A 13,129-nucleotide genomic window follows, 5' to 3' on the forward strand; every position below is an offset into this window, starting at 1 on the left:
TATAAGGAATGAGCATGAGCCGTCAAACTATCCAAACTGATAAAGCCCCAGCTGCTGTTGGCACTTATTCACAGGCGGTAAAGATTGGTAATACCGTCTACATCTCAGGACAGCTTGGTTTTGACCCGGAGACGATGGAGCTAAAAGAAGGCTTTGAGGCGCAAGCTAAGCAAGTTTTTGAAAACATAAAAGCGATTTGTGAGGCGGCTGGTGGTACTATCAATGATGTCGTTAAATTCAATGTCTCCTTGACCGATTTGAACGACTTTGCGGCGCTAAACGAAGTGTTCGTTGCTAATCTAAGCGAGCCGTACCCTGCTCGCGCTGCGGTACAAGTCGCCGCCCTACCTAAAGGCGGTGTAGTCGAGATTGAGTCGATTATGTATATAGAATAACTGATATCATCAAGGCTAAAACCCTTAAAGCTAAAGTCATAAGGCCAAAGCCAGCCCTATAAAGTTAAAAAAGCTTAAGCCCAAAGCGCGGTTATCGATAACGGCAATTTGGGCTTACCTGTTTCTGCTGCTTATATTACGTAAAAGTAAAATTAGCGCCTCATCTATTGGTATTTTTCACTTAACTTTTAGCAATCAATCCCCATAATTTAACTATTAATAAGGCTGCGAGCGTCGTTTATGTTAGTCCAAGTTGCTCTACCAGTTCCTCTTTATCGAGTCTTTGACTATAGCGTGCCTGCAGACTTATCCTTGCCTAAAATCGGTAGCCGTGTCGAAGTCTCTTTTGGTAGGCAGACCCTCATCGGTATCGTCATTGCGCAAATTGTACAAGCAGATAGCAATGTTCCGGCAAGTAAGCTCAAACCTATTACTCAGTGCTTAGATGCTGAGCCTATCGTCGATAGTGCTATGCTTCGCCTCGCGCACTGGCTCGCGAGTTATTACCATTACCCTTTAGGCGATGTACTCGCTGTAATGCTGCCAACTTTAGTGCGGCAAGGTAAGCCGCTCGACTTACTGATTACCCATTGGCGGATCTTGCCGCACGTCACTGATGCTGACTTTCATGCCAATGCGGTCAAGCAAAAACAGCAGTTCGATATGCTAAAGCTGCATGGCGAGCACGGGGCGAGCGAAGATGTGTTGCTATTAGAAGGAATGCAGCGCAGCTTTTTGAAGACGCTAGAAGACAAAGGCTTAATTGAGCGCTACATTGAGCACAAATCGGCGCCTAAGCCAGTGAGTTTAGCGAAGATGCCGCTTGATCTTAATGATGAGCAGCAGCTCGCAGTGACGGCTATTGTTGCCGCCCATAGCGCTGAGCAGTATAAAGGTATTTTGCTAAATGGTATTACCGGTAGCGGTAAGACAGAAGTCTATCTACAAGCGATGCAAGCGGTGCTAGAAGCTGGTAAGCAGGTACTGATACTGGTGCCAGAGATTGGCTTAACGCCGCAGACACGGGCACGTTTTGCCAGTCGCTTTGCCGCGCAAATTGTGCTGCTGCATTCAGGTATGACCAATACTTATCGACTGCAAGGTTGGCAAGACTGCCGTACTGGGCACGCACAAATCATCATCGGTACGCGCTCAGCTGTGCTGTATCCTTTTGCCAATTTAGGACTGATCATTGTTGATGAAGCGCATGATGGCTCGTATAAACAACAAGATACGCTGCGCTATCATGCCGCAGATGTGGCGCTATACCGCGGCCTTCAGTGTAAGATCCCCGTAGTGCTCGGAACCGCGACTCCAACGCTTGAGCATCTAAAACTCGTGGCAGATGGCAAACTGACAGAGTCTCAGCTAACGTCCCGCCCCGGCAGTGCCACACCTGCGGCCATGCAGCTGATTGATGCTCGCCTGCAAACTACTCATCAGCAAACTGGAGACGATGGCGCAAACTATGATACTGGTCTGACCCACGATCTCATCAATGCTATTAGGCAAACGCTCGAAGCCGGCGATCAGGTCTTAATATTTCTAAATCGTCGCGGCTACGCCCCCGTGTTACTTTGCGCCGCTTGTGGCTGGCAAGCAGACTGTCCACGCTGCGATGCACATTTAACAGTGCATTACAGTCGCCAAAATCAGAGAAACTCTTATTTAAAGTGTCATCACTGTGATTGGCAGGCTTATATTCCAAGCAGTTGTCCTGATTGCGCCAGTCAAAACTTAGATACCAAAGGTATGGGGACGACAAGACTTAGCGAAAACTTACATGCGCTGTTTGCTAATCCGCAAACCAGTAAAATACAATACCCAATTATTCAAATCGATCGTGATACCACTCGGGGTAAAGACAGCTGGGAGAACATCTATCAGCGTATTAATGAAGGTAAACCGGCGATTTTAGTCGGCACGCAAATGGTCGCTAAAGGTCATCATTTTCCTAATGTGACGCTCGTTTGCTTGCCCAATGCCGATAGAGGCTTTTTGTCCGCGGATTTTCGCTCGCCTGAACATACCGCGCAGCTGATGATTCAAGTCGCGGGTCGAGCGGGTCGTGGCGACAAGGCCGGGCGCGTATTAATTCAAACGCTACAACCTGACAACCCGCTACTGCTTAAGCTGGTCAAGGACGGCTATTATTCCTTTGCGCAGTCGCTATTACAAGAGCGCAAAATGATGGGCTTACCTCCGTTTAGTCATGCCGCCTTAATTCGCTGTGAAGGCAAGACTTTGGCGGCGACTACGCAAGCGCTAAAAGACGCCGTGGCACATTTACCCACAGGTCATAAGCTGGCGGTTCTCGGCCCTATTGATGCGCCGATGAGTAAAAAGAACAGCCGTTATCACTCGCAGTTGTTATTATTAGCCAAAGAGCGGGCGCAGCTGCATCACATTCTCAAGCTCTGGTGGCAGCCTGTGCTGGCTTTACCTAGTACTAAATATCTCAAGCTGACCTTAGATATTGACCCTGTCGGTTGGTGATTTTTTAATGCGTTTGTGGTGTCTTGTCTACCTTATCTTCTCCATACCTCTTTGTTTTTTTATATTGTATAAGTTTTAGCCGTTACGGCAGCGTTACAGCTTCTTATTGTCAGTTATGCTAAATTCTAAGTCATCGATTTCCCATCAAATGCTTTGAGTGTGAGAAGACTAATGAGTGCCGACCATTCAAACCCTAAACATAAGCCTTATACTGATAATAGTGCTAACAGTAAGACTACTCATAATGATGCTGAACATTATCTCTACAACGATGAAGACCAGCATGATCATGACGAGCATCTAGAGCAGACTACCGCGCCGCGAGATACCAAAGGCTATCAGCGCACGCTATTGATTAGTTTTATTATCATTACCGGTTATATGCTTATCGAAGTTATTGGCGGCTTACTGACGGGTAGCTTAGCGTTATTATCAGATGCCGGTCATATGCTCAGCGATGCAGTAGCGCTAGGTGCGACTTTGATGGCTTTTAGAATCGGTGAAAAAGCGGCGACTCATCAAAAGACTTTTGGTTATAAGCGCTTCGAGATTTTAGTCGCTGGTGTCAATGGCGCAACCTTAGTGATTATTGCGCTGATGATTTTTTGGGAAGCCATCAAGCGCTTCAACACCCCGACCGAAATCGCTAGCCAAGGCATGCTGATCATCGCTACTATCGGTATGCTCGTCAATATATTAGTGGCTTGGCTGATGCATCGTGGTAGCCGTAGTGACGATAGCGGAAATAGCCATAGCGGACACAGTCATAACGGAAATAGTCATGGAGAAAAACAAAACCCTTCTGACGCTAAAGAGCCTGTCAATCTGAACATGCAAAGCGCCTATCTACATGTCTTAAGTGATTTGATGGGCTCAGTCGCTGCTATTATTGCCGCGCTACTGATGATAGGATTTGGATGGCTGTGGGCTGATGTTCTCGCTTCGGTCATCGTTGCTGTTTTGATATTGATCAGCGGTTATCGAGTGGTGCGTGATTCGGTGCATATTCTGATGGAAGGCACACCAAAAGGTATCTCGTTAGAATCGGTTGAACAGCGCTTGCTCGATCATGAGCAAGTCCAAAGAATTCATGACTTGCATATTTGGAGTATTACTAGCGGTCTGAATGCCTTATCTTGTCATGTGGTGGTCAATGGTGAGATGAGCATTACTGAGGCTAGTGTGCTAATTAGCGAGCTTGAACAGCGCTTGCAGGATTTGGGGATTAGTCATGCGACCATTCAGGTCGAGAGCCTATCGCATCCTCAGACTATGGCTCACAGCGACACGCTAGTCTGCGATATCTCTGAGCGTGCACTGAGTGATACTGGACATATTGGTCATAATCATTAACTAAAAATCTGGGAACAAAAATTTAGCTAGCAAAATTTATTTAACTGTCTTAATCAGTTTGGCAAGGTAGCGGTAAATAATTCTTATCAACCAGATGACAATGGTTAACCAAATCACTAAGCCAGATACCAATAACAGCATTCTTATCCAAATATCTAAGCTTCCATTCATTACCTGTGGCAAATAAGCTGGCCCCATATTTGATGCCATAACGAGCCAAAACCCAAAGGCTAATGCTAATATAGATATGAGTAAGGTACGGACGATATTCATGATAATTTTGCTAGCGATTGCTAATCCAGTAGCGCTATGTCATTTTTAAAGTGAATAGACTATATCAATCATTATAAAGGTTTAAATTTAGAACTAAATTAAACTTATAGCCGTTTATGTGGTTATAATAATGATAATTATATCTATAATGAGCCGCTTTTTGCTATTATTTAGTAGTGATCGCAGCTTTATCAATTCTTAATAATGAGCTATTGCCATGTCTAGACGCTCAGCACCTTTTGTTGCTCCCGACTACATCGATGATCCTGTCTCAAAAGACGGCAAAAAGCAGGCTAAAGTTCTGCTATCAACGCTACAAGAAGATATTTCCAGCTTTCGTAATGAGCAGTTTCCACCTGATATTCTACGGCAAATTCGCGATATGCCTATCTTTGAGGGTAACCTTAATGAGGTACAAGCTTATCAGCAGCGCTGGCAAAACCTATTGCAGCGTGCTAAGGAATTCTATCCTGCCGCGGATATGCCCCCTGACCATTTACCATTACCTGCCAGCCTTGAGATTCCGCAGTTTATTTTTAGCGTGCAGCGCTTACATCTGACCAAAACCCGTGCCAAAGAATCCAAAAGCTTTGGCTCAGTCAGCGCTTTGATTGATAAATGCGGTGATTATACTGCGCAAGAGATTGAGCGTATGACTGCCGTATTCGAGGCAGATGATGAAGCTAGGTTAGTTGCCCATCGAGAGTTTATCGATCTACGAGCCTATGTGTTTTGCCGCGATAACAAAGGCGAGATGCTAGAGCCTGAGCGCGTTCGTTTTTATCGTACCGGCCTGATTGTCCATGCACTGCCAGATTTTAAGATCGTGGATAGTCGGCAGACACCGCGTAAGCGCCGCAATGACGCTTATAGCAACCCAATTGCGGACAACTCAGTATGGAAAGTTTATCGAAAAAAATAAATCGCCTTTTTGCTATTTTATTTAACCATGTTGATACCCTTGATACTGATTGCTAAGGATTTACTATGTTCGCAGCCGCCGCCGGCTCTCCAAACTTAATGCTACAAGCGACTATTTTTTTGGGAGCAGCGCTGCTGTTTGTACCGCTTGGTAAACGTTTCGGTATCGCTACGGTTTTGGGCTATCTGATTACCGGCTTGATATTAGGCCCAAGCGCGTTAGATGTTGCGGGTGATGCTGAAAGCTTACTACACTTCTCTGAATTTGGCGTGGTGATGCTACTGTTCATCATCGGTCTTGAATTGCAGCCTTCTCGTCTATGGGCCCTGCGCCGCTCAATCTTTGTGTTAGGTGGTCTGCAAGTCGGTCTGACCGGCATAGTGTTAATGGCGATTTTATATCAGTTTTTCTCATTACAGCTTGATACAGCCTTCATTGTCGGCTTTGGTTTAGCGCTCTCCTCTACCGCGTTTGTGCTACAAATTTTGACCGAAAAACAGCAACTCTCCAGCACGCATGGCCGCGAAGCTTTTACTATTCTATTATTCCAAGACATTGCGGTTATTCCGCTACTCGCCGTGATTCCTTTTTTATCTGGGGTACGTGAACAAAGCTATGATCTGATTTACTTTGGTAAAGTATTCGCCGTCTTTGCTGGTTTGATTTTTTCTAGTCGTTATATCGTCAGACCTTTCTTTAAGTTCGTGGCGTCTAGCGGCGCAACTGAGCTGCTAACGGCTGTAGCGTTATTTATCGTCATGGGCGTTTCTATTTTGATGGAGCAGATCGGACTCTCGATGGCGTTAGGCGCGTTTTTGACTGGTGTGCTATTGGCGGATTCAGAGTATCGTCACGAGTTAGAAGCCAGTATCGAGCCCTTTAAGGGCTTATTATTAGGCCTATTCTTTATGTCGGTGGGTATGCTGACTGATGTCAAGCTTATCCTCGCCAAACCGGTGTTTATCGTTGGCTGTGCTATAGCGTTAATGGTCATCAAGTTTGGCGTAGTAGCGGCTATCGCAAAAATCTCAGGTAATCGCTGGCCGACGAGCATCCGGCTTGGGGTGACCTTAGCGCAAGGCGGCGAGTTTGCCTTTGTATTATTCAGTGTAGCAAGCGCGCAAAATGTCTTGCGGCCAGAGCTGGCCAACACACTTAATCTGGTGGTGACTATCTCCATGGCGCTAACGCCGCTCGCGTTTTTATTACTCGAAAAAGCAGGCGAACCTTTATTCGCTAAGAGTAAGCCTAGGCGAGAGTACGACACCATTCCTGATCATGAGCATCAAGTCATTATCGCCGGTTTTGGCCGTATCGGACAGATTATTGGTCGAGTGCTGCGCATGCATAATATTGAATTTACCGCCATTGAACGCTCAGCGAATCGAGTAGATTTTGTACGTAAATTCGGTAACCAAGTCTATTACGGCGACCCCAAAAACCCCGAGATTCTACGCGCCGCTGGCATCAATAAAGCAAGGTTGTTTATTCTAGCTATCGATGATTTAGAGCGCTCTATCACGACTGCTGAATATTTACACAAGAATTATCCAGATTTGATTATCCTAGCGCGAGCGCGAGACAGGCAGCACTATTACCGTCTGCGTGAGGTTGGGGTCCGTCATATTTGGCGCGAGACTTATTTGTCTTCCTTAGATATGTCACGTGAATCATTGCAGCTATTGGGTATATCCCCTGAAAAAGCACGCGAAACGGTACAGACTTTCCGCGATTATGACGATGATTTGATAGAACGCCAGCAAGCCATCTATGACGACGAAGCAAGTATGATCGAATCGGCGCAATCGGCAATGGCAGAACTTGAGAGTCTCTTCGATGAGGATATTGGTAAGGCTCGCACAATGGATCTAAGCGAGTTTTATGAAGAGCTTAAAAACCAAGCCACACCGATTGATAAAGATCAAGAACCTCTACCCCATTCAAAAAACTAATGATTAATTAGCCACGCAATAAGCAGGCGCTTGTTTTTCATTTAACGAGCTAGTACAGCGCCAGTTATCCTCGTTTGGCAGATGATAAAACACTAGTGTCTGCCCGTTCAAATAGCGCAGTGGAAACCTAACGTTTTGAATAGTGCCTGTCACTGCGCAGTCGGTCTCTGGTACGCTTGGCGTTTGCGTATCAATAGCTACTTTTATTTTTGGATTGCTAATAGCTATTGGCAGCTCAGTAGGACAGCGCCCTGTTTGCTGATAAGCTAAGGCCACTTGATTTTGCGCGGTTTTGGTTATGTCATAAGCATCGAACAGGACTTCATTTTCTTTTGGCTTCGCGATAATGGGCAAAAACTGTACCTTAATGACAGTCAAAGCAAAAGCAAAAATAGCAAAGCCCAGCCCTAAGCCAAATAAGCTCACGCCCCCTTCACGCCGTAGCATCGCTTTTTGCGCCGCTTCATCACGCGGATGATTATCTAAAGCATCGGCGATCTCACGCCTTGCCATTCGGTAATAATAGGCATCCGTCCAGCGCGCCACTATAAACGACCAATAAAACCAAATTATAGCCGCTATCGCAACTCTTACTGGCATCTGATAAGCATCCGGAATGAAGGACATCGCCGCAAATTCAAAAAACACCAAAACAATCGTAATAGTCAGCTGAATAAAGGACCAACCCGCGACACTATAGACAATCGCATCCATATAACGCTTGCGATAGAGCAGCCAAGGAAAGGTAATAAAAAAAGCTGCCCAATGCCATTTAGGGGATAAATAACCTTGCTCATCGAACTGTGCAAAGCGCTTGAGATAATAGTCTTGGGTACGATGACCAATGAACCATTGATCCAGCTGCTTACGCCGAGCAGCAGTTAGCTTTTCTTGATAAAAGGGTGGTGGCGAATCCTTTTCGAGAAATAACATAGTAGTGGCTCTATTGTTTTCTAAGAATTGGGGCTTTTGAATAAAGAGCAAAAGATAGTATTAACAGGTACCTTCATAAAAAGAAAGATAATTTAGGACATGACTTAAGCTAACTAGCATTGTCCGTAGTTATTATAAGATATAGTTGGCAAACTTTAAAAATGGGATAGCGCTACCGGATGCTTTTTTTAAATATAGGTTATGCAGCCTCTGGGAACACAGCACGCCAGTAAAATTTATCCTAGTAGCGCGTCTAAATCTATAACTGTTTTATTTTCAATTGACTATATTGCTAAATTGGATGTACCCGCTAGTCAAATGATAGTCAGTTTTGAGGTATGCATTTTGAGCCCATGCAATTCCTATTAATACCACTACAAACCTTGTAGATGATGTTTGGTTTTCTGCTAGCTATATTTCACTTAAAAACCCCATAGATTTAACTTATAATACCTGTCTACTTTTTATAAAGTCTTAGTTATATTATGAGCCCACAAATCCCCTCCGATAACCCTATCGATACTCCAGTTGCCAGCCCAGTAGATAGTTCATTAGAGAATACCAGCGATAACCCTTCTGAAGCCGTTAATACTGCATCTACAGCTGACGAGTTAGAGGCAAATAACGATAAGCATATTCGTATCGTTAATACTTTTATGAAGCGCCGCACGCATATGAATAAAAACGCGGAACAAGCATTAACTGATCCTAAGTTTGCAGAGTATCTAGTCAATAACAGCTTTGGCGATGGCAATCTTGACGGCATTGACGATTTGCGCGTTTTATTCGCCGATAGCCCAAACGGTAGTGCTGCGCCGCTTACTCTAGAGATAGGTTTTGGGCTAGGCGATTCATTGATTGAAATGGCAATAGCCGATCCGACTCGTAACTTCATCGGCGTTGAGGTGCATGAGCCTGGTATCGGTAAATGCGCTTATATGGCAGGCACACAAAACTTGACTAATATCAAGATCATTAACGGCGATGCCATAAAGCTACTCAAAAAGCTCCCTGAGAATCATATCGATCGCATTCAGCTCTACTTCCCAGATCCTTGGCGCAAAAAGCGTCATTTTAAGCGCCGCTTTGTCAGTACCGAGCGTATGGCGATTGTCACTCGAACCTTAAAACCCGCTGGCTGGTTTCATACCGCTACGGACTGGGAACATTACGCTTTTTGGATGCTTGAGGTACTCGATAACTTTGCAGAACTTAGCAATCATGCTGGCAAAGGCAACTTTACTCCTCGTCCTGACTTCCGGCCGATGACTAAGTTTGAGCGCCGCGGTATCGACCGTGATCACGGCGTATGGGATTTGATTTATACTAAGAACTAGCCGTCATCAGACTCTTTAAATTTATCATTTCGAATCTTATTTGAATACCCTTAGCGACTGTTACTAACAGTCGTTTTTTCATTTTAGGCTATTCTATCGAAAGCTTAAGTCAAAATAGCTAAGAGTATTAAAATCTTTATTAAAAAACAGCTTAATCATAGGATTCACTACATGTGAAACCTTGCAATGGAAGGACTCTCGACCCTGTATATCGGAGATATATTAGGTGTTATTGTGGCTACTTATTAGTCGCTACTAATTTTAGAATCTGCGCAAACATTGATAGTACAAGGGGTTGCGGAGTTCTCCCCAGAAGCTGTGGATAACCCTGTGGATAACTAGGTACTTGACAAGAGTTTGAGTCGATAGCTTAACGCTTTAGGTAAAATTGGTTATTTTTTATACAATTTATTTTATTAATAAAATCAATGTTTTACGACTAATTCAAAACTATAAAAATTTATTTTTAATTATTTTAAGAAATAATTTAATGGCGACTCATGTTTCACAGCTAGCAGATTTTTATTATCTTTTTGCTGTGGACAACTCGGTTTGCTATTGACAAAACGGGGCAAAAATGTTCTTGGTTTATGCAGAGTTAAGGGTGATTTAGTCGGTATAAAAGCACCCTAAAATTACAAAAACTAGGCGACATCTATTGTCGTCTAGCCTTAGGCAAACTCATTATTTGACTTGGATTTTGTTATAATAGCCTTATCTAATTCACTAACAAAAAGTGAAACGAACCACAAGCAGCACTTTCTATTCTAAAACTGTTTTTGACTTTATTGGCTAAGAGCCTTTAGCTAAAGATTTTAATTAAGCCGATGAGCCGCGATTATTTAATGATTTAGCTAGCTTATTACTCAATCCTCCTAAACTTAATTTTACTGCTAAGCCTATTTTTTTTACTGTATAGTAAAGATAGATATCTAAGTCGTGGTTCTAATCGTTTCGACTATTTTGGGCTCATAAAGACTACCCCTACTCATTTAGCAATTCCTATATCTTAAAACATTACTTGTACATCATTCATTACTAAAAGGAGTCCATTATGGACGACAACAAAGCTAAAGCACTCAAAGCAGCACTAGGACAAATCGAAAAGCAATTTGGTAAAAACACTATCATGCATTTAGGTGATGATTCCGTTGCTATGGATGTCGATGTGGTCTCGACAGGCTCTCTAGGCTTAGATATTGCACTAGGAATCGGCGGCCTACCTAAAGGGCGTATTGTTGAGATTTACGGCCCTGAAAGCTCAGGTAAAACCACTATGACGCTACAAACTATTGCCGAGTGTCAAAAGCAAGGCGGGACCTGTGCTTTTATCGATGCTGAGCATGCGCTTGATCCGGTTTATGCACGTAAGCTTGGTATCAACACCGATGACTTGTTGATCTCACAGCCTGACAATGGTGAGCAGGCGCTTGAGATTACCGATATGTTGGTGCGCTCAGGCGCTATCGATATGATTGTTATTGATTCGGTTGCCGCCTTGACGCCGCGCGCTGAGATTGAAGGCGAGATGGGCGACTCGCACATGGGTCTGCAAGCACGCTTGATGAGTCAAGCCCTACGCAAAATCACCGGTAATGCCAAGCGCTCCAACTGTATGGTGGTATTTATTAACCAAATCCGTATGAAAATCGGCGTGATGTTCGGTAGCCCTGAGACCACTACTGGCGGTAATGCGCTAAAGTTTTATGCCTCTGTGCGCATGGACATTCGCCGTATTGGTGCGGTCAAAAACGGTGATGAGATCATCGGTAACCAAACCCGTGTCAAAGTCATCAAAAACAAAATGGCTCCCCCTTTCCGTCAAGCTGAGTTCGAGATTACTTATGGGGAAGGAACTAACCATTTAGCGGAGGTCATCGACTTAGGCGTTGAGATTGGCGCAGTAGGAAAAGCAGGGTCTTGGTATAGCTATGGCGACGAAAAAATCGGTCAAGGTAAAGCTAACTCGGTGCTTTATCTAAAAGAAAATCCTGCCGTGGCTGAGGAGATCGAAGCTAAGATACGCGCTGAAAAGCTTGGTGTACCGGGATATAACAGAGTCGAGGAAGATGAGGTAGCCGCAGATAGCAATGAGGCGCAAGATCTACAGGTTGATCCTATACAGTAGCTTTGCCTATCGACAATCGCTAACTTATTAGTATCTTATCTTATAGGTTAAAAATGCAGATTAAAACATTGGCCCAAATACTAGCCGAATCGGACTCCGATTCGGCTAGCTCTGCTGGCGATAAAAGTAAATCGCCATCCAAAACAACCTCAAAACCTGCCAAGCTTACGCAGAGCGAGTTATTTAATCGCAGAAAGTCAAAAAAAGCGCAGCGCTTAGATAAAGCCTCTACTAAAGACAGTTTTGCTAAAAATACCTCCGATACACTCTTTGAGGAGAAAACAAATAACGCCTCGTTAGACGATAGCGAGGATAGCTTGTTCGCTAATGACTGCTCTGATGCTAATCAGCCCTCTAAGCCAAAAGCTACCAAGCGCAAAAAGCGTAAAAAACGTTTCCATGCGGCAGCGCCCTTTATAGCTGAGCCTAACGACGCGCCCGCCTATGTACCACCAGACTCACAAACTATCCAGCAGATGCTAGCTGAGGTTAAGCGTGAAGTTCATACAGATAAGCTGCTCAACCGCGCTGACCCTATTAATGGTAAAGACAACAGCGGTCACTCTGGTATTAGACAAACCACCACCAATGCTACGCTAATAGCTAGTGACAATAACCCTACCCAAGCTATAGCGGCACTAAGTGCTAGTGAGATGGACAACCTACCCTCAGCGCTAAAAGCTTACTTGCGTACGCCTGCACAAAAACAGGCCGAGATCGATGCTATCAAGGCCGAAAGCCGTTTGCGTTGGCTGGCTTTTTATTATCTCTCACGCCGAGAGTATGGCAAAGCGGAGCTCAAACAAAAGCTTATCGATAAAGAGCAAGATCCAGATAGTATCGATAAATTACTCGCTGAGTTTGAAGAAAAAGGCTATCAAAGTGACTATCGCACTACCTTGATGCTCATTCGCGAAAACATTCGTAAAGGTCGCGGCCGTCAGCGTATCAAGCAGGAGTTTTATAAGAAGAAAATAGCTATGCCAAGCAATATCGATGAGCTCATCGATATGGCAAATGCAGAGTCTGAAGAGTTTCGGGAGTTTGTAGCAGAAGCTGACAGTTTAGTTGAAGGTGTTGACTGGCTTAAGCTTGCGGTAGAAGCTCGCACTAAGAAGTATGGTGATGATATACCTGTCGAACAAAAAGACAAAGCTAAACAGCTCAGGTTTTTGCAATATCGCGGTTTTCAGATGGATGTCTGCTTTGAGGCGCTTAACTATACGCTAGAGACTCTAGAAGAGAGGTTTTAGCATACAGCTAGAAAAAAGGAGCACTCCAAAAAGTACTCCTTTTTTATACTTAATCGCTATATTATCGACAACCAGATTGTCGCCAGC

10 protein-coding genes are annotated in these 13,129 nt (G+C 44.2%); 8 read left to right on the forward strand and 2 right to left on the reverse strand.

What is annotated here, in order from left to right; all coding sequences use genetic code 11:
- Positions 1-14 precede the first annotated feature (14 nt).
- From ACTXGJ_RS03575 to ACTXGJ_RS03585, 3 genes are all read left to right on the forward strand, one after another.
- Positions 15-395 (forward strand): RidA family protein, encoded by a 381-nt coding sequence (locus ACTXGJ_RS03575; RefSeq protein ID WP_439241556.1) that lies wholly within the window; start codon positions 15-17, stop codon positions 393-395.
- A gap of 240 nt (positions 396-635) precedes the next feature.
- A complete protein-coding gene (locus tag ACTXGJ_RS03580) occupies positions 636-2,891 on the forward strand; it encodes a primosomal protein N' (protein ID WP_443565154.1) in 2,256 nt (751 codons plus the stop codon).
- 171 nt (positions 2,892-3,062) lie between these two features.
- The gene (locus ACTXGJ_RS03585) at positions 3,063-4,244 is read left to right on the forward strand and encodes a cation diffusion facilitator family transporter (protein ID WP_443565155.1); all 1,182 of its coding nucleotides are present in this window, start codon (positions 3,063-3,065) and stop codon (positions 4,242-4,244) included.
- A 36-nt stretch (positions 4,245-4,280) separates the two neighbouring features.
- Here the strand turns inward: ACTXGJ_RS03585 and ACTXGJ_RS03590 are convergent, their stop codons facing one another.
- Positions 4,281-4,517, reverse strand: a complete 237-nt coding sequence (locus tag ACTXGJ_RS03590) for a hypothetical protein (RefSeq protein WP_439241562.1) — start codon at positions 4,515-4,517, stop codon at positions 4,281-4,283.
- 217 nt (positions 4,518-4,734) lie between these two features.
- On the opposite strand from ACTXGJ_RS03590, the gene ACTXGJ_RS03595 reads away from it, so the two are divergent.
- Both ACTXGJ_RS03595 and ACTXGJ_RS03600 read left to right on the forward strand, forming a co-directional pair.
- Positions 4,735-5,439: a hypothetical protein gene (locus ACTXGJ_RS03595; RefSeq protein ID WP_439241564.1), complete on the forward strand. Its 705-nt coding sequence runs from the start codon at positions 4,735-4,737 to the stop codon at positions 5,437-5,439.
- Between the two features lie 65 nt (positions 5,440-5,504).
- Positions 5,505-7,391, forward strand: coding sequence for a monovalent cation:proton antiporter-2 (CPA2) family protein (locus tag ACTXGJ_RS03600; RefSeq protein ID WP_443565156.1), 1,887 nt, complete (start codon positions 5,505-5,507; stop codon positions 7,389-7,391).
- A gap of 3 nt (positions 7,392-7,394) precedes the next feature.
- On the opposite strand, the gene ACTXGJ_RS03605 is transcribed toward ACTXGJ_RS03600, so the two are convergent.
- A complete protein-coding gene (locus tag ACTXGJ_RS03605) occupies positions 7,395-8,324 on the reverse strand; it encodes a DUF2628 domain-containing protein (protein WP_443565158.1) in 930 nt (309 codons plus the stop codon).
- A gap of 485 nt (positions 8,325-8,809) precedes the next feature.
- Here ACTXGJ_RS03605 and trmB point away from each other — a divergent pair, with 485 nt between their 5' ends.
- From trmB to ACTXGJ_RS03620, 3 genes are all read left to right on the forward strand, one after another.
- Complete coding sequence (trmB, locus tag ACTXGJ_RS03610; protein WP_443565159.1) at positions 8,810-9,661, forward strand: tRNA (guanosine(46)-N7)-methyltransferase TrmB; 852 nt, start codon at positions 8,810-8,812, stop codon at positions 9,659-9,661.
- Between the two features lie 1,054 nt (positions 9,662-10,715).
- Complete coding sequence (recA, locus tag ACTXGJ_RS03615) at positions 10,716-11,789, forward strand: recombinase RecA (protein WP_439241572.1); 1,074 nt, start codon at positions 10,716-10,718, stop codon at positions 11,787-11,789.
- A gap of 53 nt (positions 11,790-11,842) precedes the next feature.
- The gene (locus ACTXGJ_RS03620) at positions 11,843-13,042 is read left to right on the forward strand and encodes a regulatory protein RecX (protein WP_443565160.1); all 1,200 of its coding nucleotides are present in this window, start codon (positions 11,843-11,845) and stop codon (positions 13,040-13,042) included.
- The last annotated feature ends 87 nt before the right edge of the window (positions 13,043-13,129 follow it).

Source organism: Psychrobacter sp. 1Y11, assembly GCF_052259045.1.
GTDB lineage: Bacteria > Pseudomonadota > Gammaproteobacteria > Pseudomonadales > Moraxellaceae > Psychrobacter.

What these genes read in the sequence shown, in the direction of transcription:
- ACTXGJ_RS03575 (WP_439241556.1), top strand. Translation starts at nt 15, where the DNA reads ATGAGCCGTCAAACTATCCAAACTGATAAAGCCCCAGCTGCTGTTGGC.
- ACTXGJ_RS03580 (WP_443565154.1), top strand. Translation starts at nt 636, where the DNA reads ATGTTAGTCCAAGTTGCTCTACCAGTTCCTCTTTATCGAGTCTTTGAC.
- ACTXGJ_RS03585 (WP_443565155.1), top strand. Translation starts at nt 3,063, where the DNA reads ATGAGTGCCGACCATTCAAACCCTAAACATAAGCCTTATACTGATAAT.
- ACTXGJ_RS03590 (WP_439241562.1), bottom strand. Translation starts at nt 4,517, where the DNA reads ATGAATATCGTCCGTACCTTACTCATATCTATATTAGCATTAGCCTTT.
- ACTXGJ_RS03595 (WP_439241564.1), top strand. Translation starts at nt 4,735, where the DNA reads ATGTCTAGACGCTCAGCACCTTTTGTTGCTCCCGACTACATCGATGAT.
- ACTXGJ_RS03600 (WP_443565156.1), top strand. Translation starts at nt 5,505, where the DNA reads ATGTTCGCAGCCGCCGCCGGCTCTCCAAACTTAATGCTACAAGCGACT.
- ACTXGJ_RS03605 (WP_443565158.1), bottom strand. Translation starts at nt 8,324, where the DNA reads ATGTTATTTCTCGAAAAGGATTCGCCACCACCCTTTTATCAAGAAAAG.
- trmB (WP_443565159.1), top strand. Translation starts at nt 8,810, where the DNA reads ATGAGCCCACAAATCCCCTCCGATAACCCTATCGATACTCCAGTTGCC.
- recA (WP_439241572.1), top strand. Translation starts at nt 10,716, where the DNA reads ATGGACGACAACAAAGCTAAAGCACTCAAAGCAGCACTAGGACAAATC.
- ACTXGJ_RS03620 (WP_443565160.1), top strand. Translation starts at nt 11,843, where the DNA reads ATGCAGATTAAAACATTGGCCCAAATACTAGCCGAATCGGACTCCGAT.